This window comes from Actinoplanes sp. NPDC051405 (assembly GCF_055586185.1).
Window position 1 is genome coordinate 24,552 of record NZ_JBVJIR010000025.1, and the last position, 25,779, is coordinate 50,330.

The window sequence follows — 25,779 nt, forward strand, 5'->3', positions numbered from 1 at the left end:
GTTCGCCGCATGGCTTTGCGACCCGATGAGTTCTACGACCGAGCCCTCAGCATCGCTGACGCCGAGCGCCGGCTGCCGCTGGCCCGCATGACGGGATGGGACATCAGCCCGTTCGAGCAGGACGGGCTGCATGTCTCCCCGCTGCGCCCGCCGGTGCTGCCCGAGCCTCCACGGCACGGCGAGGACCCCGCGGACTGCAACGACTGCCGGAACCGGGACGAGGGGATCTGGTTCAACGAGCACTGGCGGCTGGCCCGGATCCCCGGAGTCGGCGTGCCGCTGGTCCTGATGCTGTATCCGCGCGACCACTACGACATGGCCGACCTGCCCGACGAACTGGCCGCCGAGCTGGGGCTGCTGACCACCCGGATCGTCCGCCACGTGCAGGCCCTGCCGCACATCTCGCGGGCCCACGTCTACCGCATCGGCGACGGCGGCGCCCATCTGCACGTCTGGATCTTCGCCCGGCCGGAAGGTCAGGCCCAGCTGTACGGCTCGTGGCTGGTCGTCTGGGACGACCTCCTGCCGGAGTATCCGGGGGAGGTCGCCGACGCGGACGCCGCCCTCGTGGCCGACGCCCTGGTCGCTTCGCACGGCGGCCGCCGCTCGGCCCGCTAACTTGGGGGGCATGGAGAAGTTGGTGCACACCGCCCGGCTGGCGTGGGACGGCTCGACCGGCGCGGGCTACCGTTTCTACTCACGCGCCCACACCGCCGCCGCGGCCGACGACTCCCTGCGGCTCAGCGCCGACCCGCATTTCCGTGGTGACGCCGCCCTGCTGAATCCCGAGCAGCTTGTCGTCATGGCGGCCAGCTCCTGTCAGCTGCTGTCCTTCCTGTCGCTGGCCGCCCGCCGGCACGTGGACGTGGTGAGCTACACCGACGAGGCGGTCGGGCATCTGAGCGAGGACCTTCGGCGGGCGCGGATCGAGCTCATCGAGTTGGCGCCGGTGATCGACGTGGCCCCCGGCACCGACGAGAAGCAGGTGCTCGCGCTGGTCGAGCAGGCCCATCACGAGTGCTACATCGCCAACTCGCTGAACTCCACGATCACGATCAACCCGACCGTGCGGACCGTGCCGGAGCGGGAGGACGGGAGCTAGCCTCCCGGGACCAGCGTGACCGTGCCGTTCTCGTGGTCGACGGTGAAGAGCGTGCCCGGCGGATAGTTGCCCAGAACCTCCGGGGGCAGCTGCACCGTGCCGTCGCCGGCCACCACCGCGAAGTCCTGGCCGTCGCGGCCCTCCGCGCCGACCCGGCCGTCGCGGATCGTCACGGCCCGGCCCAGCCGGGCGCCCACCTCGTTGTCGTGGGTGACCACCACGATCGTCGTCTGCCGTTCGGCGTTGACCGTCTCCATCGCCGCCAGCACCTCGTTGCGGCCCGCCGTGTCCAGCCGGCTGGTCGGCTCGTCCACCAGCAGCAGGCCCGGTCCGGCCGCGATGCCGACCGCGAGGGCGGCCCGCTGCCGGGCGCCCGGGGTCAGCTCGGCGATCTTCGCCCGGCCCTGCCCGGGCAGCCCGACCAGGTCGAGGATGCGGTCCGGGTCGTCGAGCTCGATGCCGCGGGTGTGCGCGGCGCGCCGCTGGGCCAGCCAGATGTTGCGGTGCAGGGACGCGTACGGCAGCAGATTGCGCGCCGCCCCCTGCAGCACCACCCCCACCTCGGTGCCGCGCAGCCGGGAGACCTCGGCGTCGGAGAGCTTGCCCATGTCGTACGTGCCGATGTTGATCCGGCCGGCTGACGGGCGCATGAGCCCCGCGAGCAGGGCGATCAGCGTCGACTTGCCCGAGCCGGACGGCCCGACCAGGGCGAGGGTCTCACCGGGCGCGATGGACAGGTCGACGCCCGCCAGCGCCACCACGTCGCCGGCCTCGGCACGGTAGATGTGCACCACCCGGCGGCAGGCCACGGCAAGTCCGTTCATGGGCCCACGCTAGCGAAGATCCGCTCGTCGGAGGTACCCACGCGCGCGCCGAGCAGGTCGCTCCGTGGTGCCGGCGCCGCAGCGCTTAGGGTGGTGCCCGTGCGTGACATCGCGGTTTTCACCGGGAGTGCCCACCCGGAGCTGGCAGCCGAGATCTGTGATCACCTGGGCGTGCCGCTGCTACCCACCAAAACCTCACGGTTCGCCAACGACTGCATAGAGGTGCAACTGCAGGGCAACTGCCGGGAACGGGACGTCTTCCTCATCCAGCCCCTCGTGCCGCCCGTCCAGGAGAACCTGGTCGAGCTGCTCTTCATGCTCGACGCCGCCCGCGGGGCCTCCGCCGGGCGGATCACCGTGGTGCTGCCGCACTACGCGTACGCCCGCAGCGACAAGAAGGACGCGCCGCGCATCTCGATCGGGGGCCGGCTCGTCGCGGACCTGTTGCAGACCGCCGGCGCGCACCGCATCCTGGCCATGACCTTGCACTCTCCGCAGGTCCACGGCTTCTTCAGCGTCCCGGTCGACCACCTGCACGCGCTGCGCGAGCTGGCCCACCACTTCCGGGGCTACGACCTGAGCAACGCCGTCGTGGTCTCCCCGGACCTCGGCAACGCCAAGGAGGCGGCGGCGTTCGCCCGGCTGCTCGGCATCGAGGTCGCGGCCGGCGCCAAGCAGCGCTTCGCCGACGACAACGTGGTGATCAGCTCGGTGATCGGCGAGGTGGCCGACCGGGACGTGATCGTGCTGGACGACGAGATCGCCAAGGGCAGCACCGTCTTCGAGCTGCTGGCCCGGCTGCGCGAGCGCAACGTCCGCAGCGTCCGGGTGGCCTGCACGCATGGGTTGTTCGCCGCGGACGCGGTGGCCCGGCTGTCGGCCGAGAAGGACATCGAGGAGATCGTCTGCACCAACACGGTGCCGATCCCCAAGGACCACCACACCGACAAGCTGACCGTGCTGTCCGTGGCCCCGGCGCTGGCCGAGGCGATGCGCCGGATCCACAACGGCGAGTCGGTCAGCGCCCTGTTCGCATGAGCCGCCTCGATGGGGTGCTGACCGCGCTGCTAGCCGTGCAGCGGCAGTCCTGGGAGCAAGGGGTCGCGGCGCAGGCCGCCCTGGACCTGGGGCGGGACGACGTCGCGCTGCTGCTGGCCGAGGCGGCGGTGACTCGGCAGGGGGCCGACGGGCGGCTCGGCGACGTGGACGAGCCCGGGGTGGTCAACGGGGCTGCCTGCGGGGAGGCCGTGCTGGCCGCTCATCGCCGTACCGGTGAAGAGGTCTTTGCCGATGCGGCCCGGCGCCAGCTCGCCTGGCTGACCGACGACGCGCCGCGGGCCGCCGACGGCACGCTGTTCCACATGCTCGGCGCCGGCGAGATGTGGGCCGACACCGTCTACATGGTGCTGCCTTTCCTGGCGCTCTCCGGCCGGGGCGACCTGGCCGTGGCCCAGCTGGAGGGGCATCGCCGCCGGCTGTGCCGGGACGGGCTGTATGCGGCGATCTGGTCGGAGGAGACCGGAACGCTCCGCCGCGCCGACCACTGGGGCGGCGGCAACGGCTGGGTGGTCGCGGGCATCGCGCGCACCCTGCGGCTGGTGCCGGACCTGCCGCAGCGCGACGGGCTGGCCGCGCACGCCCGGGAGGTGCTGGACGCCTGCCTGGCGCTGCGCCGGCCGGACGGGCTGTTCCACGACGTGCTGGACGACCCGGCGACGTTCCGGGAGACCAACGCGGCGCAGATGTTCGCCTACGCGGCGGCGGTGGGCGCGGCCGACGGCTGGCTGCCGGAGTCCTACGCCGCGACCGCTCGGGACCTGCTGGCCGCGGCCACCCGGGAGGTCGACCGGTACGGCATCGTCCGTGGCGCGTGCGGTTCGCCGTCCTTCGACCGGCCCGGCTGGTCCGCCGAGGCGCAGGCGTTCCACCTGCTGGCCGCATGCGCGGTCGGCCCGGCCCACCCGGGGCGCAGCTGATGCGCGGCGCGGGTCTGCTGCTCCTCGGCGCCGGGGCCGGCCTCATCGCCGGCTACCTGGCCAACGAGCACTGGGCCTCGCCCGCCTGGGTCTGGCTCGGCCTGGGCGTCCTCGTGCTCGCCTCGCTCCTGCTCGGTCTCAGCCGCGGAGGTCAGGCCCCGGATTGAGGGGCCGGCGCGGCCGCTTGCGGGACCGGCTGCGGCCCGCACAGCGAGCGGATCGCGCCCAGCAGCGTCGACCGGGTGAACGGCTTCTCCACCAGCATGCTGTTCGCGTCCAGGTGCAGCTGCGGGCCCAGCGACGCCGCCGTGTAGCCGGACATGTAGAGCACCGGCAGGTCCGGGTGGTGCGTCCGCAGTGCCGCGGCCAGCTCCGGCCCGGTCATCGCCGGCATCACCACGTCGGTGATCAGCAGGTCCGGGTGCGCCCCCGCGGCCACCTGGGTCACGGCCATCAGCGCGTCGGTGGCCACGGTGATCTCGTAGCCGGCCGGCGCGATCAGCCGCTGCACGAGCTGCGCCACCTCGGGCTGGTCCTCGACGATCAGCACCCGGCCGATCACCGACGGAGTGCTCTGCCGGTCCACCGCCGGGGTGGTGCGCTCCTCGGCCGCGGGCAGGTAGAGGTGCACGGTCGTGCCCATCCGGGGCTGCGACTCCAGCGAGATGTGCCCGCCGATGCTCTGCACGACGCCCGCGGCGGTGGCCAGGCCCAGCCCGGCGGCGGTGGGCCGGGTGGTGAAGAACGGCTCCAGCGCCCGCCGCCGGGTCTCGTCGGACATGCCCGTACCGGTGTCCTGGATGACCATGTGCACCAGCCGGCCGGTCGGCGCGCCCTCGGCGAGCTGCCCCGGCGCCACCACCTCGTTGGTCGCCGCCACCCGCAGCATGCCGCCGTGCAGCATCGCGTCGCGGGCGTTCGCGGCCAGGTTGACCAGCGCCTGCTCGAGCGGGCCGCGCTCGGCCTTGACCGGCCAGACGTCCGGTCCGAAGGCCAGGTCCAGGCCGATCCGCTCGCCCAGGGTCCGGCTGAACAGGCTCTGCACGTCGGTCAGCAGGTCGGGGATCGGGATGACCTCCGGCCGGTTGCCCTCGGTCCGCCCGAACGCCAGCAGCTGATGGGTCAGCGTCCGGCCGGTGCTGACCGCGTCCATGATGTCCTTGGCCATCTGGTGCTGCGGCGAGCCCTCGGCGGTGGTCGTCGCGATCATGTCGGCGGAGCCCTGCACGACGGTCATCAGGTTGTTGAAGTCGTGCGAGATGCCGCCGATGAGCTGGCTCATGCTGTCCAGCCGGCGCAGGTGGTCGAGCTGGCGCTTGAGCCCCTTGGTGTCGATGTGGTCGGTGGTGTCGGTGATCATGCACAGCACGCCGAGGTGCTGGCCGTGCTCGTCGGTCAGCGGCATCATGCTCATCCGCACGCTGCGCTGCGAACCGTCGGCGCGCATCAGCCGGGCCCCGCCGACCGTGGACCGCCCCGCCCGGCACTCGGCCAGCCGGCGCATCAGCTCGGCCTGGCCGCGTTCGTCCAGGAAGCCGCGCAGCGAGACCCCGACCAGCTGGGCGCGGGGCAGGCCGAGGACGACACCGATCGGCTCGTTGGCGTACGTGGCCACGCCGTCCGCGTCGAGCTGCAGCACGCCCTCGGGGATGGTCTCCAGCACCCGGCGGTAACGTTCCTCACTGGCCCGCAGCCGTTCCATGGCCCGGGCCGACGACAGCGCCAGGGACAGTTCGCCGGCGATGTCGCGGGCCAGCTCGACCTCGGCCTCGGTGTAGGCCGAGCCCGGGGTGGCGCGGACCAGCACCAGGTAGCCGGCGTAGGTGTTGTCCACGATCACCGGGCACAGCACGGCCGAGTGCACAGCCGGCGGGTGGCCGCCCGGGTCCACGTACGCCTGGTGCCGGGGCCGGGGCAGCTCGCTGAGCGGTTCGGTGCCCTCGCCGGCCAGCACCACGGGCCGGCGGCTGGCGGCCAGCCCCGTGGAGAAGTCGTCGTCGGGCAGTTCACCCTCCCGGTCGAGCAGCCGGGCGTACGGCCGGTTCAGCTCGTCGTCGGGATGGTGGAACGTGATCGCGTCGTACCGGCCGTCGTCGCGCAACAGCTGGACACCGGCGCCGTCGCCGAGCATGTCGGCCGCGGCCTGGGCCGCGGTCGCGCACACAGTCGCCGCATCCTGGGAGGCGCGGCTGAGCGCCAGGGCCAGGTCGGCCAGCGCGTATCGGAGGGGATAAGCCATGACACCCATGTCGTTCACTATCTGCAATAGCGCGGGGCGTCGTGGTCGTTTCCCGGCAAAGCAACCGTCCGGCCGAGGATGTTCCCACCCGTCACACCCGCCCGGCGCGTCCCAACGCCGGCCGTCCGCGGAGTTTTCGCTGTTCACGGGCTCTCGATGGCCAGGAACGACGAGGTGCCGCCGGGGTGACGGGCGACCCCGCACAACTACCTTGGGTGCGAACTCCGACGCATGCATTTGCCTTTTGATCCGGACAAACACCATCATTCCGCCTGGTCAGCGAAGGCCTCGGTACAGCGAAGGTTGGCAGAGCACCGCAGCGGCGGAAGGACACGACCACAGGTGGATCAGGATCCCACGGGCAGCGGCGTACGCCCGGATTCGGACGGCGCGTCGACGCTCGATCTGAGCGGACGGTGCGTCGGCAGTTCGTACATCCTCGTCCGTCCCATCGGGCAGGGGGCGACCGGCACGGTCTGGCGGGGGGTCGACCGGGCCTCCGGCGAGCCGGTCGCGGTCAAGCTGCTGCACGAGAGCCTGCTCCGGCAGCCCAAGCTGGTCACCCGCTTCGTGCAGGAGCGCACGATCCTGCTGATGCTGCGGCACCGCAACGTGGTGCGGGTCCGGGACCTGTTCAGCGTCGGCGAGTCGCTGGGCCTGGTGATGGACCTGGTCCCCGGCGGCAGCCTGCGCGAATACCTGCGCGAGCAGCACACCCTCAAGCCCGGCGAGGCGGCCCGCCTCGCCGCGCAGGTGGCGGCCGCGCTGGCCGAGGCGCACGAGCTGGGCATCATCCACCGCGATCTCAAACCCGACAACATCCTGCTGCACCGTACGGACGGCGAGCTCGACACCCGCCTCACCGACTTCGGCATCGCCCGGGTCCTGAACACCCCGAGCCTCACCACGACCCACGCCGTCGTCGGCACCCCGCACTACATGGCGCCGGAGGCGTTCCACAGCGCCACGGTCAGCCCCGCGGCCGACATCTACGCGCTCGGGGTGCTGCTCTACGAGATGGTGTGCGGGCGGCCGCCGTACGACAGCGACACCGTCCACGACCTGATGCGGCTGCACCTGGAGGGCAACCCGCAGCGGTTGCCGGGCATCCCCGATCCGCTCTGGGAGATCATCACCGGCTGCCTGGAGCAGAAGCCCCGGCTCCGCCCGACCGCCGGCGAGCTGATCGCCGAGCTGAGCGCCGTGGCCCGCGCGGCGGGGGACGCACCCGCGCTGCCGCGGCCCGAGCGGTCCGCCGCCGAGCCCGTCTCGTCCCGGCTCGTCCTTGCTGCGGATGAGCCTGTGTCGTCCCGGTCCGCCCGCTCCGCGGATGAGCCTGTGTCGTCCCGGTCCGCCCGCTCCGCGGATGAGCCTGTGTCGTCCCGGTCTGCCCGCGGCGGGGATGAGCGGAAGCCGCGCGGAGATGAGCGGAAGCCGCGCGCCGCCGGTCCGGACGTGCCGAAGCCGGTCCACCCGTCGCTGGCCGGCGTGCGGCTGCCGGTGCCGCGGCGCCGCAACCAGCCGGCGAGCTGGCGCTGGGGCCGGCCCTGGGCGACCATCGCGGTGGTCTCGGCCGCGATGCTGGCCTCCGGCGTGGCCACCACGGCCTGGCACCTCGTCCGTACCCCGGGGCAGCAGGCCGGTGCCGCGGCGGCCGAGCCGATGCTGCCGGCGAGCCGGCCCTCGGGCTCGGTCGCCGCATCCCGCTCGGCCCCGGCCGTGCGGACCAGTGCGTCCCACGAACCCGCCGCCCAGCGGCGTCGTTCCGCCGGCCCTGCGGTCGCCGCGCAGGCGCTGACCCCGGCGCGGCCGGCGGCCCCCCGCAAGAGCACCCCGAAACCCCGGGTCAAGGAGGCCCAGCCGTACGGCCCGTACGCCTGCGAGCGCGAGTTCGGCATGGCCGGCTTCACCCCGCTGGTGGTCAGTCCCTGCCACGCGCTGGGCAGCCGGGTACGGATCCAGGCGATGCTGACCGCCCCCACCCCGGGCGAGGGCCGGATCGCGGTCGCCCTGCAGGACCTCAGCTCCGGCCGTACGGTCGGCAGCCCGAAGGTCTGCACCGGCCTGACCTTCACCAAGGCCCAGCCGACCCGGGTCTGCGGGCCGCTGACGGTCGAGCCGGTCAGGGGCCGCCGCTACCAGGTGATCATGTCGTGGACCTTCGGCCAGAGTCGGTACGGCGGGGCCAAGGTCGCGAGGGGCAGCGCCTTCGACTGGTGAGCGGTATCGTCCGTGAACTATGCGTAGGTTGCTCGCGGCCGGGATCGTGCTCGGCGCTGTCGTGGCCGGTCTCGGCGTGGTGCGGGCGATGTCCGCCGACGCCGCCGCTGTCCCGCCGTACCACCCGACCAAGCTGGCCAAGGTGGCCGACTCCCGGCAGGTGATCGTGGTGGTCGGCAAGTCGCGCGGCTCTTCGTACTCGACGGTGTACACGTACCAGCTGGGCGCCGACGGCAAGACCTGGACGGCCAAGTTCCCGGCGATGGCGGCGCGCAACGGCTATGCCGGCTGGGCCTGGGCGGGGCAGCGGATCCAGGATTCCGGCACCACGCCGATGGGCACCTTCCGGATCACCCAGACCTTCGGCCTGAAGAACGGCCCCAGCACCAAGATGCCGTGGACCCGCGCCGACACCAACGACTACTGGGTCGGCGACAACAAGGACCCCAGGACCTACAACATGTTCCAGCCGTCGGCGTCCAGCAAGCGCACCTGGCGTACGGGTGAGGCGGAAAGGCTGGCGGCGTACCCCACGCAGTACGAGTTCGCGGCCGTCATCGACTACAACCGCCCGGCGCCCAGCTCGATCACCTGGGACGCCACTCACGGCCAGTACGTCACCAGCAAGCCGGCGAACGTCAAGCGCGGCTCGGCGATCTTCCTGCACGTCAAGGGCTCCGGCTCGACGGCCGGCTGCGTGTCGCTGAGCCGCAGCGACGTGGTCCGGGTGCTCCAGTGGCTCGATCCGGCCCAGTTGCCGCGCATCGTGATGGCGCCGACGGCCGACCTCGGCAAGGTGTGAAATAAGGTCGCCGGTTCCGGCGTTACCGCCTACCGTGATCCGCATGTTCGCACCCGGTCTGCAGCTGCCCGCGGGGTTCTCCCCGCTGGCCGCTCCCGCGTGCGATACGCGAATCTGACCCTTCCCCAAGCCGCAGCAGAACCCGGGGAAGGGTAGCTGCGCGGTTCTGGCGCGCGTCCCTGGGCAAGGCTCGCGTTCCACCTTTTCGACCCGATCGTTTCTCGCATCCAGTGAGGACAGATACCACCATGGCCAAGAGCCAGTTCGTCCGGACCAAGCCACACCTGAACATCGGCACGATGGGTCACGTCGACCACGGCAAGACGACCCTGACCGCCGCCATCACGAAGGTCCTCGCCGACCGCGACCCGGCCGCCAACCGGTTCGTCGCCTTCGAGGGCATCGACAAGGCGCCGGAGGAGGCGCTGCGCGGCATCACCATCAACATCTCCCACGTCGAGTACGAGACCGCGGCCCGGCACTACGCCCACGTCGACATGCCGGGGCACGCCGACTACGTGAAGAACATGATCACGGGGGCGGCGCAGGTGGACGGGGCGATCCTCGTCGTCTCGGCGCAGGACGGCGCCATGCCGCAGACCCGCGAGCACGTGCTGCTCGCCCAGCGGGTCGGGGTGCCGTACCTGGTCGTGGCGCTCAACAAGAGCGACGCCGTCGAGGACGAGGAGCTGCTCGACCTGGTCGAGCTGGAGGTGCGTGAGCTGCTCGGCGAGTACGGCTTCCCCGGCGACGAGGTGCCGGTGGTGCGCGTGAGCGCGCTGAAGGCCCTCGAGGGCGACCCGCGGTGGACGCAGTCCATCGTGGACCTGCTCGACGCCGTGGACGCGTACGTGCCCGTGCCCGAGCGGGAGCTGGGGGAGCCGTTCCTGATGCCGATCGAGAACGTGCTCACCATCAGTGGCCGCGGCACCGTGGTCACCGGCAAGATCGAGCGCGGCACGCTGCGCGTCGGCGACCCGGTCGAGGTCGTCGGCCTGGGCGAGACGCTCAGCACGGTCGCGACCGGGCTCGAGACGTTCGGCAAGAGCCTGCCGACCGCGGAGGCCGGTGACAACGCGGCGATCCTGCTCCGCGGGATCAAGCGCGACCAGGTGCAGCGCGGCCAGGTCGTGGCGCTGCCGGGCAGCGTCAAGCCGCACAAGAGCTTCACGGCGACCATGTACGCGCTGACGAAGGAGGAGGGTGGCCGGCACACGCCGTTCGTGGCGAACTACCGCCCGCAGTTCTTCTTCCGCACCACGGACGTGTCCGGCGCGATCGACCTCGGCGAGCTGCCGATGGTCATGCCGGGTGACACGGTCGACCTGACGGTGAACCTGGGCAAGGAGGTGGCGATGGACGTCGGTCTCGGCTTCGCGGTCCGCGAGGGCGGCCACACCGTCGCCGCGGGCACGGTCAAGGAACTGCTGGACTGAACGGGGACGGGGCCACCTGCGGGTGGCCCCGTTCTGTCATTGCTCCTTGGGCTCCTGCCTGCGCAGCTCTTCCTCCCGGCGGCGCAGGTCGGCCTCCCAGCGCTCGAGCATGGTCTTGTCCTGACCCAGGCTCTTGAGGAACTCCGGGTCGTCGTCCGGCGCGAGCGGGGCGGCGCGCCGGGGCCGCTCCTGCTCGGGGAAGCCGCTGCCCGGTCGCCAGGTCGTGCCGCTGCTGAGCCGCACGGGACGCGCCGGACGGCCGGCGACGAACCAGGCGATCGCGCCGATCGGGGAGAACAGCAGGATGAGGAAGACCCAGGCGATCCGGGGCAGCGCCCGGATCTCGAATTCCTCGGCGGACAGGCAGCTGATCAGCGCGACGACGAGCAGCGCCAGGTCGATCAGCACGAAGAGCGAATACAGCCGGATCATGGCGAGAGATCATGACAGAGATCGGCCGTCCAGGTGACCCCGGATCGCGCGGTCCGCACCGCCCGATCGGGTGCGGCAGGATGGCGGGATGGCTGCACAGTTCGGTCCCCACCGCTGGTCCGCCGGCGCGCACCGGGACACCGCCAGATTCCGCGGCGCCCGCGTCGAGGTCGCCGATCTGACCGGCGTCACCCTGATCGACTGCGATCTCACCGGCGTGAAGGTCGTCGACTCGTGGCTGGCCGGCGTCGACCTGTCGGGTCACGTCGACGGTTTGCGCATCAACGGCGTCGACGTCACCGATTTCGTGGCGGCCGAGCTCGACCGCAGGCATCCGGAACGGGTGCAGCTGCGCGAGATCCGCGACGCCGACGGCTTCCGGGCCATGGCCGACACGGTCACCGGGCTGTGGTCGGCGGCCGTCGCGCGGGCGGAGGCCCTGCCCGAGCCGGCCCGTGACGAGCGGGTGGACGGCGAGTGGTCCTTCGCCGAGACGCTGCGCCACCTCGTCTTCATCACCGACTCCTGGGCCAGTCGCACGATCCTCGACGAGGAGCTGCCGTACCACCGGATCGGTCTTCCACAGACCGCCTACGCCGCGGCGGACGCGGCCGCTCTGGGTATCGACCTCACGGCGGAACCGACCTGGGCCGAGGTCCTGGCGGCACGGGCGGATCGGCTGGCCGTGCTCGCGGGCATCCTGAACGGCCTGACCGACGCCGACCTGGGCCGGCCCTGCACCCGGGCGCCGGCTCCGGGCTACCCCGACGAGGTCCGCGTGGTGGCCGAGTGTCTGGCCGTCGTGCTCGAGGAGGAGGTCGAGCACTACCGCTTCGCCACGAGGGATCTGTCTGTACTGGAATCCCGCTGACTGACGGCCCGGCAGGGTGACTGCCGGGCCGTCAGTTGCGGGTCAGCCCAGGGCCGCGTTCAGCGCCGGGAGGTAGCCGCTGCGGTAGCCCGCGGCGTTCGGGTGGAACGAGTTGGTCGCGGGGATCACCGTGAGGCCGTTCAGCCACGGGGTGGAGGCGCAGATCCCGTGGCCGGCGAACTCGTCGGTCACGTCCGACCAGGTGAAGCCGGCCGCCGTGGCCCGGGCCGCGATCAGCTGGTTGAGCTCGGCGGCGCCGCCGTTGATCGACTTGCGCTTGGCGATGCTCATGCCGCCGATCCCGCAGTTGACCACGGTCTCGTCGAACAGGATCGGGTAGCCGAGGACGACCACCCGGGCGTTGGGGGCCTTGCGGCGGATGTCGGCGTACGTGCCGTCGAGCTTGGCCGTCATCTCCGTGCGCAGCACCTGCATCGCCGACGCGACGGTGGCCGCGCATTTGCTGTCGCTGGACAAGGTGCAGGTGATGACCGTTGACGCGAAGCCGACGTCGTTGCCGCCGATGGTCAGCGTCACCAGGTCGGTGCCGCTGGTCAGCGGCCACAGCTGGGTGGAGCGCAGGGTCTGCGTGGTGGCGCCGCCGCAGGCGACCGAGCGGTACGACTTCGGGTCGTTGGCCGCGTTCCACAGGCCGGGGTAGCCGTTGGCGCTGCGCAGGCAGAGTCCGGTCTGGCCGGACGCGCCGACGCCGGAGGAGTAGGAGTCGCCGAGCGCGACGTAGTCCCACTCGGAACGGGGTGGGGCGGCCGCGGCGGGTGTCGCGGCGACGATGCTCAGCAGGGTGGACATGACGAGGCAGGCGAGGACGGTGGTACGTCTGCTCATCGGGGTGGCCTCCGGATCCGCGGGGGACTGGGGGCCGGAGCGCTCCGGTTACCGAACAGTAAGTCAAGGTCCCGAGGAAAGAAACACAGTGACTTTCCTGTTACCTCGTAGTAACATCCGTCGATGTGACCTGCATCTATGTCAGGCGGTCATTGTCCGTGTGCGCAGAGCGATGAGTTTTCACCGGTGCCACAGTCGATCTTCAGCGTGCGCTCAGCTATCCGGGCTAGCGTCGCCGCATGGATGAGCAACGGGCCCGGAGGGTCGTCGAGACACTGCGCGGACGTAACGTCTTCGCCCATGTGAAGCTGCCGCACGCCGGCATCACCCAGTACGGCATCCGGGTCGTCCTGCCCGACGGCCGCGAGGCGGTCTGGGACAACGACGGCACGGCCGGGCTCGAGGCCCAGGTGATGCGCAACGGCATCCTGGTCGGCTTCGTGTCGTCCATCCCCGGGTCGGAGAACTTCACCGACGAGCAGATCATCGACGCCATCGCCGCCGCCGACTACGACCAGCCGATCGGCCGTTCCCGTCCCACGACGCCGACCGCCGGACCGCCGCGCACCGACCGGATCGCCACCGCACCACGCCCCCTCGGGCTGGCCGAACGCCTGCGCCGCACCTTCCGGGACTGACCGCCGAGTCAGCCTCCGGCCGGTGCGCCCGGCGGAGCATCGGGACCTGGCGCGCCGGTCAGCTTTCGGCCGGTGCACCCAGCGGCGGCATCGGGACCTGGAGGCTGACCGCGCCGCGCAGGTCCAGCCAGGCCCGCTCCGGGCCGCGGACCAGCCGCAGCACCACGTCGTCGCAGGACGGGCAGCGGGCCACCAGGCCGGGCGCCGGCCCCCAGACCCGCAGCCGCGCGACGACGCTCGGCTCCCCGCACCCGCCGCAGGTGGCCACCGCCGTGGTCACGTCGACCGCGAAGACCTCGCGCAGATCCCCGGCCATCGCGTTGCCGTCCAGCTCGTGCTCGGTCATGACGTCCCTCCGAATCGTTCCGTACGGATCTTCTTCGGGTCGTGCCCCAGGGCGACGAGGATGTCGGCCGACGCCTCCACGAACGACGTCGGGCCGCAGACGAACACGTCCGGCGCGAAGTCCGGCGGCCAGCCGTAGGTGTTGATCGTCGCCACGGAGAGCCGGCCCGGTGGATCGGGCCAGCCGTCGGGGGCCTTGCGGGTGTAGACGAAACGGACGTCCAGCCCCGGGTCGTCGCGGACCCGGCGGGCCAGCTCGTCGGCGTACAGGGCGTCCTGCGGGGTGCGGACCGAGTAGATCAGCCGGAACGGCTGCCGGCCGCGCACGTCGCCGCGGGCCCGGATCATCGCCATCAGCGGTACGACGCCCGAGCCACCGGCCACCAGCAGCACCGGCGGGGGAGCGTTGCGCCACACGAACCAGCCGCCGACCGGGCCGCGCAGCTCCAGCGGCTGGCCCACCTGGAGGTCGTCGGCCAGATAGGACGAGACCTCGCCGTCCTCCACGCGCTGCACGGTCAGCTCGACCGTGCCGCCGTCCTGCCAGGCCGAGGCGATCGAGTAGCTGCGCTGGGCCGAGTAGCCGTCCGGGGCGGTCAGCCGCACGTCGACGTGCTGACCGGGCAAGTGCCCCGGCCAGTCCGGCACCCGCAGCACCAGGGTCCTGGCGGACGGTGTCTCCTGACGAGCCGCCTCGAGAACGGCGGCCCGCCACGTCAGTCGCCCTGGTAACGCTGTTCGCGCCATGGGTCTCCGTACATGTGGTAGCCGGCCTCTTCCCAGAAGCCCGGCTCGTCCTGCTGGAGCATCTCGATGCCGTTGACCCACTTGGCCGATTTCCAGAAGTACAGGTGCGGGACCACCAGCCGGGCCGGGCCGCCGTGCTCGGGCGCGAGCGGCTCGCCGTCGAACTGGTACGCCACCCAGGCCTTGCCGTCGAGCAGGTCCTCCAGCGGCACGTTGGTCGTGTAGCCGCCGTAGCCGTGCACCATCGTGTAGTCAGCGGTGGTCTCGATGTTCTCGAAGAGAGTGTCGATCGAGACGCCCCGCCAGGTGGTGCCGAGCTTGGACCATTTGGTCACGCAGTGGATGTCGACCGTGACGTCCTCGGCCGGCAGGGCCTGGAACTCGGCCCAGGACCAGCTGTGCTTGGCGCCGGTCTCGTCGGTGACCGTGAACTGCCAGCGGTCGAGCGGGATCCGCGGCGTCGGGCCGGCCGAGAGCACCGGGAAGTCATGAGTGAGGTACTGCCCGGGCGGCAGGTCGGGCTGCGAGGAGCGGCGCCGCCCGCCGAACCCGGGGGAGATGATGCTCATGTACAGCAGTAAACCCGATGATCATGAACGACGACAGGCTTACCCCACGCCGAAGGTGGCGTTGCCGGCCGGCAGCTTGCGGCCGTTGTCGTCGTAGGCAGTCGCCTTGCCGACCTTGCTGGTCGGTTTGACCTTGTTCAAGGGGAACCAGAACAGCACGATCGACCGGTCCTCGCTCCAGGTGGCCTGTTGTGCCCGGACTGACCGCCCGTCCGCGGTCACGGTGATCTTCGCCGCATCACCGACGTAGTAGCCGAAGGCGGGGCTCGGCTTGTCGTTGACGACCATCGCCATCTGCAGGGCGTGGAAGCCCGGGGCCCGGTCCGAGCCCTCCACCTCGTTGTTGACGACGTCGACGACGAGCTGGCCCGCGGTGGTGCGCCAGCCGGTGGCGATCCCGATGGTGGTGTCCGGCAGGACGGGTTCGTCGACCCGTTGCATCCACAGCAGCCGGTCCAGCCCGTCCATCTTCATCCCGGTGTCGACGACGTCGCCGAACGCCTCGGAGGTGATCGGCTCGTCCGGTTCCTCCTGGACCGCGGTGGCCGACGGCTCAGCGGTCTTGGCCGGCGCGGCGCTCGACGGCTGACCCGCCGCGGCGACCCCCGGCTGCGACGCCTCCGGACGGACCAGCTGGAAACCGCCCACGAGCAGGACCAGCACCGCCACTCCTGAGGCGGCGCCCACCGTGGCCCGGCGCCGGCGGCGCAACCGGCCACCGGCGGTCATCACGGCGGCCAGGTCGAGCGACTTGGGTTCGAAGTCCGGCGTCGAGTGCATGGCGTCTCTCAGCTCGTCGAGGTTGTTCATGGGCGTACTCCGCTTTCCGCGCGCCGGGGTGCCGGGATGGAGACCCGCAGCTTGGCCAGCGCCCGCGAGTTGAGGCTCTTGACCGTGCCGAGGGACAGGTTGAGCTCGCGGGCCACGTCCACCTCGGTGGCGTCGAAGAAGTGCCGCAGCACGACCACGGTGCGCTCGCGGGGCGACAGCGTCTGCAGCGCGCCGATCAGCCAGCGGCGCCGGGTCACGTCGTCAGCCATGTCGCGCGGCAATGGCCGTTCGGGGAGCTCCTCGGTCGCGTACTCGCGGATCGGGCGGCGCCACTGGTCCGTGACCAGGTTGGCCAGGACCGTGCGGGCGTACGCGTACGGGTCCTTGCGGCGCACCCGGCCCCAGGCCGCGTACACCCGGACCAGGGCGGCCTGGGCCGCGTCCTCGGCCTGATGCCGGTCACCGGTCAACAGGTACGCGGCGCGTTGCAGCCGGGCCGAGTTCGCCTGCGCGAACTCGACGAACTCATCGTCGCCTCTCACTCCCACGACGGCCATGACGAGCGAGCGCCGCAAAAGGTTGCTGTCTTCACGGTTTCGGTTCCAGGCCGCCGGTTAGTTCCAGGCCGCCCGGACCCGCTCGATCACGTCGGCGGCCTGCGCGCGGCCGGCCCGCGCGGCGGGCGCGCGCCGGGCCGGATCGAGGGGGTTGCGCCCGATCGCCGTCAGCGCGGCGTCGGTCGGGCTGACCACGGCGGTACGCACACCGGGGCCGAGCGCGGCAGCCTGAGCGCCCGGGCGGTCGGCGCGCCGGACAGCGGCGGTGAGCGGGGCGATCACCATGACCCGCTCGTATCCCCGGGCGAGGTCCACGTTGGCCACCGAGCGGACGCCGCCGTCGATGTAGCGGCGGCCGTTGACCGTCATCGGCGGCCAGACCAGCGGCACCGCGCAGCTCGCGGCCACCGCGTCGATGAGCGATACCCCGCTGGTGCTGTCGAAGACGGTGACCTCACCGGTCTGCGCCTGGACGGCGGGGACGAGCATCCGGCCGTCCGGCCAGTCGTCACGCTGGACCCGGCTGGCGATAGCGGCTCGCCGCTCGGCCTCCGGCACGGTCCGGGCCTTCAACGCCGCGCGGCCGAGCTGGGCCCGGCCGCGCGCCCGCTCACCGGGCCAAAGCGCGGCCAGCACGAAACCGAGCAGGACCCGGGTGCCGATGGTGGCGTTGCGGTCGCCGGTGGTATCGGCGATCTCGCGGGCATAGAGCTCGTCGAGGCTGACGCCGCCGGTCAGCTGCGCGGCGACGACCGACCCGGCCGAGGTGCCGATGAACAGGTCGGCGGTGGTGAGATCGACGTCCCGCTCGGCGAGGCCGTGCAGCAGACCGATCTCCCAGGCGATGCCGGTGACGCCACCGCCGCCCAGCACCAGCGCGCGCTTTTCCATGTCATCTCTCTACTACCAACGGCCGTCCATCACCACTCCGTGTCCGGACAGATCGGCGCGACGGCAGGAGTTCCACATGGGTTCCTGAAACTCTCAGCTGATGCTCGATAGTTTTAGTGCGATATGTCTGATCTGTTGCAACTATGGGGTTCGGTCCCCATGTGGTGGGCCGGTAATTAACCCTGGAGGACGTTGACATGGCCATTGATGACGACGATCAGCCCGCCGGAGGCATCTCGCCGTCGGGCCGCTCCGATCTGCGCCGGCGGATCGCCTTGGGCGTGGTGGGGGCGGTCGCGGTGCTCGGCGTGGGCACCTACGCCGTCACCTCGTCCGTCGTGGGGCAGGACTCGACGGCGGTCCGCGACATGGGGGCGCCCGCGCCGATGGTCTCGGCCGGCCCGGCGTTGTCGTCGGCCGTCGTCGCCCCGGGGCCGCCTTCGGTCTCCGCGTCGCCTTCGGTCTCCGCGTCGGGCTTGCCGTCAGTCAATGCCTCGGCGTCGTCGGCGGCCAAACCGGCTCGGACGGCGAGCTGGGCGCCGCCTGGGCCGAGGGTGCAAAAGGAGATCGACGAGGCGCAGGCGGCAGCATCCCGCGCCGGGCATCCGGTAGCGAAGGCGCTTCCGCCGCCTCGCAAGGTCGTGCCCGACAGTGCCGTGTCCACGCGGATCAAGAAGACGAAGAACCGCTACCTGCGGACCACCACCGCGCGGGCGGATCTGACGAACCAGCGGGATCATCGGATGGCGGCCGATGAGGGCGTCAGGACCGGCAACGTGAACTGCACCCAGCGATTTCGTTTCGCGACCAATGTCGAACCCAAGGTCATCCCCACCATGATGATCTGCTGGCGGGTATCGGCAAGCCGGAGCGTGGTGACCCTGGGAGTCACGTACAAAGGCAAGCCATCGATGTCAGAATACGCCGAAGTCATCCAACAGGAATGGGTGAAGTTGCGCTGACCTTCGCGCGTCAACTGGCCAACGGGCGGCGGCCCGGAGCATCAGCTCCGGGCCGCCGATCAATCAGGATGCTGTTCTCGTGGCCGGCTACAGCGAGGGGTAATCTGTGACGGTGAAGGTGGAGCTCGGCGTAACCGGAGTAGCGGCCGGGGTTCCCGCTCCAATTGTGGAGTCGTTGACCAGAGTCACTGTGTATGCACCCTTGGCAACCGCACTGCCAGTAACACCCCAGGGAGTGCCGGGGATCATCGCTTTACTCAGGCTGAGTGTGCAGACGATCTCAGTGTCGCTGAGCGCAATGGGATCGAGGCACTTCGATACCGGCGCCGTGGCCGTGGTATACGGGCCGGCACCCACCGTTCCGGCGTTGTTGTAGGCGCCCTGGGTCAAGAAAACGTTTGCATTTGCTGCGTTGACGGCACCGAAGGGATTGAGCGTGTCAAAGGAACCCCCAGTAATGTAAATGGGGGTGTCGGTGCTATATAGACCGCTGTTCGGCGTAACAGTGATCGTACTGTAGTACGCGAAGACGGGGGAGAAGGTTGACGATGCGCCGTTCGCCAGTTTGACCACAATTGGCTGAGCGCCGGAGGTCGGAGCATGCGGCGGCGTAACGAAGGAGAACGAGGTGGCCCCGAGGGCCGTAACGTTGGTAGCGGCGGTACCGGCGATGGTCACACCGCTGTATCCGGCTGTCGTCGTCGGTAGACCGGTCGCGCCCGTCACCGTGACGAGGGTTCCACCGGAAGTGGGGCCGGTGGCCGTGCTAATTGATGCAGAGCCGAGGCCGGGCGCTACGAAGACGGTGAACGCGGCGTTGCCGATCAGCTCGGCGGTGGAGCTACTGCTCGTGTAGACGCACACCCGGTAAGTCGTCGTGGCGGTGGGCTGTGGCGTACCACTGACAAAGAACGAACCCTTGTATGCGCTGTACTTGATAACATTCCCGCTGTTTGCCGTGGCAATCGCCGTGGAGGGCGGAGCGCCATACGTGTTCGCACACGAGGTGGCCGTATTCAAAAGGACCTTCGCGGTGTTGGTGGCCACCGCGGACAGCCACGGGCTGGTAGACGAAGCGACGACGGTGACGCCCGGCGAGAGGACCACTGTGTCGGCCGCGGCAGTCGAGCTGAGGGTCAGCGGTACAGTTGCGGCATGGGCCGGTGAGGCGACTGTTGTAACCGCGGCGATGGTGACGACCGTTGTCGCCGTAGCGAATCCGGCGCGGAGGAGGTGCCGCCGGAATGACGTTCTGGACTTACTCATGCGATGTCCTCCTGCGGTTTATCGAACCGCATTGGTCGGGTGGGTGGGCCCTGGCATGAGGAACATCGCCGGGCCGGTCTCGCAAGAGATCGTAGCTTCCCTGCAGTGGGGTGTATGCGGAGAGTCACGAAGTTCATTGAAATGCCCGCGATCTATTACCACGTTTGGGCGCGACCCACCGGAAAACCCGAAAAATGATTCTTTCGAGATTCCGTCCCCACTCCGCGAGGGTGTTTGATGTCCGTCGCTTCGGCCTGCTCCGCGATTACGCCACGACCAGGTCGTACGCTGCCTTCGAAGGCGCCCGATGCCGCCGAGAGCGCAGGATAATCTCTCGGCTCCCTTATCGTCGAGCAAAGCGTCAGGGCTGATTAACCACTGCCGAAGAGAGCGCGGTACCTCGCTGCGGACCCCGGGTTCTTCCGGCAGGCCGCGTCCGTCCGGAACAGGCTCGACTGCACACCGCCGTCCCCGCAGTCCGAGAAGTACGCCTCGTACGCCAGGTTCGACGCGTGCGCCGCGAACCATTCGTGCATCCAGGTCACGAACGACGGGTTCTCCTTGCCGGCGTCCCCGGTCGGCACCACGCCCCACTCGCCCACCGAGAATGGCTTGCCGTGCTGCCGGGCGAAGTCGTACAGCCAGGTCAGCCCCTCCGGATCTGTCGCGGCCTGGTCGAACACCGCCTTGGAGGGCGACCACGGGTAGTGGTCGTAGTTGTCGATGCCGATGATGTCCACGTACTCGTCGCCCGGGTAGCAGTTGGTGCTCACCCCGCCGCACGTGCCCGCCGGGGTGCCGTGCGCGTTGATCGTCCAGTCCAGCAGCACGTCCGGGTTCGTCGCGCGGATGTTCGTCGCGGCCCGGCGGTAACAGGTGATCCAGGTCTTCGGGTCGTCGGCGCGCCACGGGGAGGTCTTCTCGTTGAACTCCCAGCCGAGGCGTACCACCGAGTCGCCGCGGCCGTACCGGGTCATCAGCGAGCCGAAGTTCTTCCAGTCCTGGTCATGGTCGCCGGCCGCGCAGGCCGCCAGGTCGGCGCTCGCGCCGATCGGCACCAGGCCCTGGGACACCACCAGCATGCCGTCGAAGTCGGAGAACAGGTCGAACGTCCAGCCCGAGCCCGCGGTCATCGCCGCCCACGAGGTCCGGTCCGTGTAGGTCTGCGCGACCCGGCACGCCCGGCCCCGCGCGGTGCAGAACTTGTTGACGTGCGCCGTGTCGAACAGCGGGTCGCCGTTGACGCCGGACATCCCGTTGACACCCGGCCAGGTGCCGTCCGCGCGGGGCAGGGCGATCAGCGCCCGGGCCGACCGGGTGCCGGCGGTCGCGGAAGCGGACGGGCCGGACGCCGACGGTGCGGAGACCGACGGTGCGGAGACCGACGGGGGCGCCGACGCCGAGGGAACCGGGTCCTCGGGATCCGACGTAAGGCCCACGGCGGTGGCCGCCAGCGCCATCACAGCCGCCCCGGCCCCCAGCCACAGCCGCTTGCGGGGCGGTCGTTCGTCGGCCATCGGCGCGGACCTCCGGGACGGTCGGGGCGTTTTGCCCTATTCTGACAGGCTCGGTGGGCGGCCGGGGCCGAGTCGCCCAACCCGCGGTGAGCCAGGATTGCCTTACCTAAAGAATGGTCGTCCTCATTTGTCAAAACCCCGCGAATACCTTTGTCGCCGACCCGCGGAATGGCGTCCGATGGTTTATGGTCGGCAGGGAGAAAGGGAGGCCTCACATGACTCAGATGATGGCCATGCCGCGCGTGCAGACCTGCACGGTCAGCGGATGCGGATACAACCACGACGGCTGCACGGCCTTCGCGATCACCATCGGCCGGGCCAGCTCGGAGTGCGACACGTTCATCGACACCGCCGACAAGGGCGGCATGGGCCAGGCGGAAGCCCAGGTCGGCGCCTGTAAGCGGAGCGAGTGTGTGCACAACACCGAGCTCGAGTGCCACGCGCCGTCGATCATGGTGGGTGCCGGCGTGGACCGCGCCGACTGCCTGACATTCGAAGCGCGGTAATTGAGCCTCACCTAAGGCCGTCACCGTTTCGTCGGTGGCGGCCTTTTGCGGTCAAAAGCAATTCCGGTCGTAGGTCCGTGCGTGGTGCTGACCGTCGCTCCCGCCGAGGCCGGGCGCGCGGATCCAGGTGCCTGGCGGCACCTGAACGGATCCGCGCACCCTTCATTCTGCGTGAGTGGTTGACCTCGGCCAGGAGGCTGCGCTAGGTTCTTCTCAGATCGAGTTTTACTCATACTGAGAATGAAGGGCGCGGCGATGAGTGACGAGCGGGAGTTTCTCGACGGCTACGACCCTGGGGCTTTCGCGCCGGTCGCGGTCACGGTTGATGTCGTCGCGCTGACCATCCGGGACGGGCGGCTGCACGTGCTGCTCGTCGAGCGGGGCGGGCATCCGTTCGCCGGTTGGCGGGCGCTGCCCGGTGGGTTCGTGCAGGAGGAGACGCTCGATGCGGCCGCGCTGCGTGAGCTCGCCGAGGAGACCGGGCTGCGTCCTGGCGAGGGTGTGCTCGACCGGGTGCATCTCGAGCAGCTGCGCAGCTACGGCGACCCCGGCCGCGACCCGAGGATGCGGGTCGTCTCGGTGGCCTACCTGGCTTTCGCGCCGAGCCTGCCCGATCCGCGGGCCGGTGGCGACGCCTCGGGCGCGTTCTGGGTGCCGGTCGACGAGGCCGGGGAGCTGGCCTTCGACCACGCGGCGATCCTCGCCGACGGGCTCGACCGGGCCCGCGCCAAGCTGGAGTACACCCCGCTGGCCACGGCCTTCGTCGGCGACGAGTTCACCATCGCCGAGTTGCGTGCGGTCTACGCGGCGGTCTGGGGTGAGGAGCTGCATGCCGGCAACTTCCACCGCAAGGTGCTGTCGGTGCCCGGGTTCGTGGAGAGCACCGGCGAGACGGCCAGCCGGGCCGGGGAGCGTGGTGGTCCCAAGCCGCGCCTCTACCGGGCCGGCGACGCGCACCTGCTGCACCCGGCGCTGCTGCGGCCGACCCGTGAGGACGGTGTCCGGTGACGTTCGACGAGGCGGTGGCGGCCATCGGCCGGGCGGGCACGTTCGCCGATCTCGTCGCAGCCTGTGCCCCACTGGCGGACTCCGGCCCCGGTGTTGCGGTTGTTGATGCCGGGCACGCGTACCGGATTCTGGTCAAGATCGTGCATCCCGATGTCGCACCCGCGGGTCGTAGCCCGGCCGCGACGGCGGCCCTCGCCCGGCTGACCATGTTGTGGAGCGAGCGCGACGGCCGGCCGCTGACCACGAAGCGCGCCACCTACCGCGTCGGCGGAGTGGTCGCGACCGGGGACATCGCGCGGCTGCACGCGGTCGACGGTGAAGCCGCGCTGCTCAAGCTGCCGCACCGGCCCGGTGACAACGACCTGATGCGGGCCGAGGCGGCCGCGCTGACCACGCTGGCGGCCGACGGTGATCCGAAGTTCCGCGCCTACGCGCCGCGGCTGCTGGAGAGCTTCACCCACGAGGACGCGGCGCGCGTCCGCCGCACCGCCAACGTCATCGCCCGGCAGCGCGGCTTCGTCCCGCTGTCCGAGGTGCACGCCGCCTACCCGGCCGGTCTCGACCCGCGGGACGTCGCCTGGATGTGGCGGCGGCTGCTCACCGGCCTCGGCTGGGCCCACCGCGCCGGCCTGGTGCACGGCGCGGTCCTGCCCGAGCACGTGCTCGTCCACCCGGCCGAGCACGGCCTGGTCCTGGTCGACTGGTGCTACTCGGTGCCGGTCGGCGCGACGGTCCCGGCGCTGGTGGCCAAGCACCGCGCCGCCTATCCGCCCGAGGTGACCGGCAAGCAGCCGGCCACCGCCGCCACCGACATCTTCATGGCGACCGGCCTGATGCTGCGGTTGATCCACGACCCGCCGGTCGCGCTGCGGCGCTTCGCCCGCGGCTGCCGCTACGACAAGCCCCGCATGCGCCCGCAGGACGCCTGGCGCCTGCTGCGGGAGTTCGACGAGCTCCTCGACGACCTGTACGGCCCCCGCCGTTTTCGCCCCTTCGCGATGCCGGCCTGACTCACAGGAGGAACAAAATGGGAAGCGGACGCTGGTCCACCGATGTCTACTCCGCCGCCGCCGGCTACCGGGCCGCGACCGGCACGAGCGCCTTCGCCTACAGCGACAGCGGGGCCCGCAAGGCCCACCCGGCGCTGGACCCGATGAACGTCGGCCAGCGGGAGAGCCGCGACAGCGACGAACACCCGCACAGCACGCCGATCGCCGTCCTGTTCGACGTGACCGGCTCGATGGGCACCGTGCCGCGGGTGCTGCAGACCAAGCTGCCGCAGCTGCTCGGCCTGCTGACCCGAAAGGGCTACGCCACCGACCCGCACGTCATGTTCGGGGCCATCGGCGACGCCACCTGTGACCGGGTGCCGTTGCAGATCGGGCAGTTCGAGTCGGACAACCGGATGGACGAGGACCTGGCCCGCATCGTGCTCGAGGGCGGTGGCGGCGGCCAGCGGCGCGAGTCGTACGAGCTGGCGATGTACTTCATGGCCCGGCACACCGACCTCGACTCGGTGGCCAAGCGCGGCCGCCGCGGTTACCTGTTCATCATCGGCGACGAGATGGCCTACCCGCGGATCAACCCCAAGGAGGTGCGGCGGTTCATCGGTGACGACCTCCGCGAGCCCATCACGACCGAGGCGATGCTCGCCGAGCTGCGCCGCAGCTTCGACGTCTACTACATCATGCCGACCGCGGCCGGCTGGGGCGGCGACGCGGAGATCCTCGGCTACTGGCGCAAGCTGCTCGGCCAGCACGTCATCGAGCTCGACGACCTCGACGCGGTCTGCGAGACGATCGCGCTGACCGTCGGCCTCGGCGAGGAGTCCATCGACCTCGACGCCGGGCTGGCCGACCTGGTCGAGGTCGGCTCGCCGGCCGGTCCGTCGGTGGGCAAGGCCCTGGCCCCGCTGGGCGCGGGCCGCGGCACGGTCGTTCGTTCCCCGCTGGAGACGGGCGGCGCGGCAACGCCGGGCGGGAACGAACGGCTGTGAACGGCGCGGCGGGCCACGTCGCCGTGGTCGATCTCGGCTACGGCGACGCGGGCAAGGGCACGGTGGTGGACGCGCTCTGCGCTTCGGGCCCGGTCACCGCGGTGATCAGGTTCAACGGGGGAGCGCAGGCCGCCCACAACGTGGTCAACCCCGCCGGGCGGCACCACACGTTCGCGCAGTTCGGGGCGGGCACGCTGCACGGCGTGCCCACCCACCTGTCGCGTTTCGTGGTCGTCGACCCGCTGGCGCTGGCGGCCGAGGCGGCCGCGCTGGGCAACCCGTTCCACCTGCTCACCGTCGACGGCGACGCGCTGCTCGCGACGCCCTGGCACCGGGCGGCCAACCAGGCCCGTGAGCGGCGCCGCGGCGGGGCCCGGCACGGTTCGTGCGGCATGGGCATCGGACAGACCATGGAGTACGCACTGAGCCACGCGGACGCCCCCAGGGTCGCCGACGTGTTGTCACCCGGACGGCTGCGAACCCGGCTCGCCGCCGTCCGGGACGCGCTCGGCTCCTTCGACGACGTGCCGCCGCTGGAGGACGTCATGGACGCCCTCCTGGCCTTCGGCCGCGTCGTGTCCATCGTGGACTCTCGTCACCTCGACCGGCTGCTGACCCGGGGGCGGTGCGTCTTCGAGGGGGCGCAGGGGGTGCTGCTGGACGAGTGGCGGGGCTGGCACCCGTACACGACGTGGTCCACGACGACGTTCGACAACGTGGCGGCGCTGTGTTCGTCGTTCGAGCGGCTGGGGGTGGTGCGGACGTACACGACCCGGCACGGCGCCGGGCCGTTCGTGACCGAGGCGCCGCTCGACCTGCCCGAGGCGCACAACGGTGTGGGGGAGTGGCAGGGCGCGTTCCGGGTCGGCCACTTCGACGCGGTCGCCCACCGGTACGCGATCGAGGTGGCCGGCGGAGTCGACTCGCTCGCCGTGACCCACCTCGACGCGCCGCCCCGGGTCCCCGGCCTGCGCATCTGCACGTCGTACGACCTGGACGGCGCCCGCTGGGAGCGGATCGCCCCCGGCCCGCCCCGCGACCTGGGCCACCAGGCGGCGCTGACCGCGTTGCTCGACCGGGCCCGCCCCGGCGACCTGCACCGCCCCACGAACTGGCCGGCCGCGATCGGGGACCTCCTGGGCGCGCCGGTGGTGCTGGAGTCGCACGGCCCCGGGAGCACGGACAAGCGCTGGTCGTTCGCGGGTCTCGTCGGCCGCGTGGCTTGAGCGCCCGCGTGGCTTGGCGCGCCCACGGACTG

Annotated in this window: 28 protein-coding genes; 16 read left to right on the top strand and 12 right to left on the bottom strand. The window is 71.1% G+C overall.

Annotated features, from left to right (window positions below; genetic code table 11):
- Positions 1–9 precede the first annotated feature (9 nt).
- Positions 10–618, top strand: coding sequence for a hypothetical protein (locus ACZ6S4_RS39445; RefSeq protein WP_465479798.1), 609 nt, complete (start codon positions 10–12; stop codon positions 616–618).
- 10 nt (positions 619–628) lie between these two features.
- The gene (locus ACZ6S4_RS39450; protein WP_465479799.1) at positions 629–1,102 is read left to right on the top strand and encodes an OsmC family protein; all 474 of its coding nucleotides are present in this window, start codon (positions 629–631) and stop codon (positions 1,100–1,102) included.
- Here the strand turns inward: ACZ6S4_RS39450 and ACZ6S4_RS39455 are convergent.
- Positions 1,099–1,926 (bottom strand): ABC transporter ATP-binding protein, encoded by an 828-nt coding sequence (locus ACZ6S4_RS39455; RefSeq protein ID WP_433720486.1) that lies wholly within the window; start codon positions 1,924–1,926, stop codon positions 1,099–1,101. The two genes, ACZ6S4_RS39450 and ACZ6S4_RS39455, sit on opposite strands and share 4 nt — an antisense overlap.
- Positions 1,927–2,025: 99 nt before the next feature.
- Here ACZ6S4_RS39455 and ACZ6S4_RS39460 point away from each other — a divergent pair, with 99 nt between their 5' ends.
- From ACZ6S4_RS39460 to ACZ6S4_RS39470, 3 genes are read left to right on the top strand one after another with little or no spacing between them, the layout of a single operon-like run.
- A complete protein-coding gene (locus ACZ6S4_RS39460; protein ID WP_465479800.1) occupies positions 2,026–2,964 on the top strand; it encodes a ribose-phosphate diphosphokinase in 939 nt (312 codons plus the stop codon).
- Entirely contained in the window at positions 2,961–3,902 is a 942-nt protein-coding gene (locus ACZ6S4_RS39465) for a glycoside hydrolase family 88 protein (protein WP_465479801.1), read from the top strand. Before ACZ6S4_RS39460 ends, ACZ6S4_RS39465 begins: the two co-directional genes overlap by 4 nt.
- Positions 3,902–4,069 carry a hypothetical protein gene (locus ACZ6S4_RS39470; RefSeq protein WP_465479802.1) on the top strand — a complete coding sequence of 56 codons (168 nt, stop codon included), beginning with the start codon at positions 3,902–3,904 and terminating at the stop codon, positions 4,067–4,069. The genes ACZ6S4_RS39465 and ACZ6S4_RS39470 overlap by 1 nt, the downstream gene beginning before the upstream one ends.
- Here ACZ6S4_RS39470 and ACZ6S4_RS39475 read toward each other — a convergent pair.
- Positions 4,054–6,150, bottom strand: a complete 2,097-nt coding sequence (locus ACZ6S4_RS39475) for a hybrid sensor histidine kinase/response regulator (protein ID WP_465479803.1) — start codon at positions 6,148–6,150, stop codon at positions 4,054–4,056. The two genes, ACZ6S4_RS39470 and ACZ6S4_RS39475, sit on opposite strands and share 16 nt — an antisense overlap.
- A 333-nt stretch (positions 6,151–6,483) precedes the next feature.
- Here ACZ6S4_RS39475 and ACZ6S4_RS39480 point away from each other — a divergent pair, with 333 nt between their 5' ends.
- From ACZ6S4_RS39480 to tuf, 3 genes are all read left to right on the top strand, one after another.
- Positions 6,484–8,361, top strand: coding sequence for a serine/threonine-protein kinase (locus ACZ6S4_RS39480; protein ID WP_465479804.1), 1,878 nt, complete (start codon positions 6,484–6,486; stop codon positions 8,359–8,361).
- Positions 8,362–8,380: 19 nt separating this feature from the next.
- Positions 8,381–9,163, top strand: coding sequence for a L,D-transpeptidase family protein (locus ACZ6S4_RS39485; protein WP_465479805.1), 783 nt, complete (start codon positions 8,381–8,383; stop codon positions 9,161–9,163).
- Positions 9,164–9,411: 248 nt separating this feature from the next.
- Positions 9,412–10,599, top strand: coding sequence for an elongation factor Tu (gene tuf / locus ACZ6S4_RS39490; protein ID WP_465479806.1), 1,188 nt, complete (start codon positions 9,412–9,414; stop codon positions 10,597–10,599).
- A gap of 36 nt (positions 10,600–10,635) precedes the next feature.
- On the opposite strand, the gene ACZ6S4_RS39495 is transcribed toward tuf, so the two are convergent.
- Entirely contained in the window at positions 10,636–11,031 is a 396-nt protein-coding gene (locus tag ACZ6S4_RS39495) for a PLD nuclease N-terminal domain-containing protein (RefSeq protein WP_465479807.1), read from the bottom strand.
- A gap of 88 nt (positions 11,032–11,119) precedes the next feature.
- Here ACZ6S4_RS39495 and ACZ6S4_RS39500 point away from each other — a divergent pair, with 88 nt between their 5' ends.
- Positions 11,120–11,902 (top strand): DinB family protein, encoded by a 783-nt coding sequence (locus ACZ6S4_RS39500; protein ID WP_465479808.1) that lies wholly within the window; start codon positions 11,120–11,122, stop codon positions 11,900–11,902.
- 42 nt (positions 11,903–11,944) lie between these two features.
- On the opposite strand, the gene ACZ6S4_RS39505 is transcribed toward ACZ6S4_RS39500, so the two are convergent.
- Positions 11,945–12,748, bottom strand: coding sequence for an SGNH/GDSL hydrolase family protein (locus ACZ6S4_RS39505; protein ID WP_465479809.1), 804 nt, complete (start codon positions 12,746–12,748; stop codon positions 11,945–11,947).
- A 239-nt stretch (positions 12,749–12,987) separates the two neighbouring features.
- On the opposite strand from ACZ6S4_RS39505, the gene ACZ6S4_RS39510 reads away from it, so the two are divergent.
- Positions 12,988–13,386, top strand: a complete 399-nt coding sequence (locus tag ACZ6S4_RS39510) for a hypothetical protein (RefSeq protein ID WP_465479810.1) — start codon at positions 12,988–12,990, stop codon at positions 13,384–13,386.
- A 58-nt stretch (positions 13,387–13,444) separates the two neighbouring features.
- Here ACZ6S4_RS39510 and ACZ6S4_RS39515 read toward each other — a convergent pair whose 3' ends face one another.
- The 6 genes from ACZ6S4_RS39515 to ACZ6S4_RS39540 form a co-directional block, all read right to left on the bottom strand.
- Positions 13,445–13,732 carry a DUF6510 family protein gene (locus ACZ6S4_RS39515; RefSeq protein ID WP_465479811.1) on the bottom strand — a complete coding sequence of 96 codons (288 nt, stop codon included), beginning with the start codon at positions 13,730–13,732 and terminating at the stop codon, positions 13,445–13,447.
- Positions 13,729–14,478: a ferredoxin reductase gene (locus ACZ6S4_RS39520; protein WP_465479812.1), complete on the bottom strand. Its 750-nt coding sequence runs from the start codon at positions 14,476–14,478 to the stop codon at positions 13,729–13,731. The genes ACZ6S4_RS39515 and ACZ6S4_RS39520 overlap by 4 nt, the downstream gene beginning before the upstream one ends.
- Positions 14,448–15,047, bottom strand: a complete 600-nt coding sequence (locus ACZ6S4_RS39525; protein ID WP_360553122.1) for a sulfite oxidase-like oxidoreductase — start codon at positions 15,045–15,047, stop codon at positions 14,448–14,450. The genes ACZ6S4_RS39520 and ACZ6S4_RS39525 overlap by 31 nt, the downstream gene beginning before the upstream one ends.
- A gap of 39 nt (positions 15,048–15,086) precedes the next feature.
- Complete coding sequence (locus ACZ6S4_RS39530; RefSeq protein WP_465479813.1) at positions 15,087–15,857, bottom strand: hypothetical protein; 771 nt, start codon at positions 15,855–15,857, stop codon at positions 15,087–15,089.
- Positions 15,854–16,360: a SigE family RNA polymerase sigma factor gene (locus tag ACZ6S4_RS39535; RefSeq protein ID WP_433720461.1), complete on the bottom strand. Its 507-nt coding sequence runs from the start codon at positions 16,358–16,360 to the stop codon at positions 15,854–15,856. The genes ACZ6S4_RS39530 and ACZ6S4_RS39535 overlap by 4 nt, the downstream gene beginning before the upstream one ends.
- A 72-nt stretch (positions 16,361–16,432) precedes the next feature.
- Positions 16,433–17,266 (bottom strand): patatin-like phospholipase family protein, encoded by an 834-nt coding sequence (locus tag ACZ6S4_RS39540; RefSeq protein WP_465479814.1) that lies wholly within the window; start codon positions 17,264–17,266, stop codon positions 16,433–16,435.
- Positions 17,267–17,463: 197 nt separating this feature from the next.
- Between ACZ6S4_RS39540 and ACZ6S4_RS39545 the strand changes: the two genes are divergently transcribed.
- On the top strand, positions 17,464–18,228 hold the full coding sequence (locus tag ACZ6S4_RS39545) for a hypothetical protein (RefSeq protein ID WP_465479815.1): 765 nt from the start codon (positions 17,464–17,466) through the stop codon (positions 18,226–18,228).
- An 87-nt stretch (positions 18,229–18,315) separates the two neighbouring features.
- Here ACZ6S4_RS39545 and ACZ6S4_RS39550 read toward each other — a convergent pair whose 3' ends face one another.
- The gene (locus tag ACZ6S4_RS39550) at positions 18,316–19,494 is read right to left on the bottom strand and encodes an IPT/TIG domain-containing protein (protein ID WP_465479816.1); all 1,179 of its coding nucleotides are present in this window, start codon (positions 19,492–19,494) and stop codon (positions 18,316–18,318) included.
- A 371-nt stretch (positions 19,495–19,865) separates the two neighbouring features.
- Positions 19,866–21,011 carry a glycoside hydrolase family 26 protein gene (locus ACZ6S4_RS39555; RefSeq protein ID WP_465479817.1) on the bottom strand — a complete coding sequence of 382 codons (1,146 nt, stop codon included), beginning with the start codon at positions 21,009–21,011 and terminating at the stop codon, positions 19,866–19,868.
- 215 nt (positions 21,012–21,226) lie between these two features.
- Between ACZ6S4_RS39555 and ACZ6S4_RS39560 the strand changes: the two genes are divergently transcribed.
- From ACZ6S4_RS39560 to ACZ6S4_RS39580, 5 genes are all read left to right on the top strand, one after another.
- On the top strand, positions 21,227–21,517 hold the full coding sequence (locus tag ACZ6S4_RS39560; protein ID WP_360553132.1) for a DUF1540 domain-containing protein: 291 nt from the start codon (positions 21,227–21,229) through the stop codon (positions 21,515–21,517).
- Positions 21,518–21,772: 255 nt separating this feature from the next.
- Entirely contained in the window at positions 21,773–22,525 is a 753-nt protein-coding gene (locus ACZ6S4_RS39565) for an NUDIX hydrolase (protein WP_465479818.1), read from the top strand.
- Positions 22,522–23,535, top strand: coding sequence for a molecular chaperone DnaJ (locus ACZ6S4_RS39570; protein ID WP_465479819.1), 1,014 nt, complete (start codon positions 22,522–22,524; stop codon positions 23,533–23,535). The genes ACZ6S4_RS39565 and ACZ6S4_RS39570 overlap by 4 nt, the downstream gene beginning before the upstream one ends.
- A 17-nt stretch (positions 23,536–23,552) precedes the next feature.
- The gene (locus ACZ6S4_RS39575; protein ID WP_465479820.1) at positions 23,553–24,521 is read left to right on the top strand and encodes a hypothetical protein; all 969 of its coding nucleotides are present in this window, start codon (positions 23,553–23,555) and stop codon (positions 24,519–24,521) included.
- Positions 24,518–25,747 carry an adenylosuccinate synthetase gene (locus tag ACZ6S4_RS39580; protein ID WP_465479821.1) on the top strand — a complete coding sequence of 410 codons (1,230 nt, stop codon included), beginning with the start codon at positions 24,518–24,520 and terminating at the stop codon, positions 25,745–25,747. The genes ACZ6S4_RS39575 and ACZ6S4_RS39580 overlap by 4 nt, the downstream gene beginning before the upstream one ends.
- Positions 25,748–25,779 lie beyond the last annotated feature (32 nt).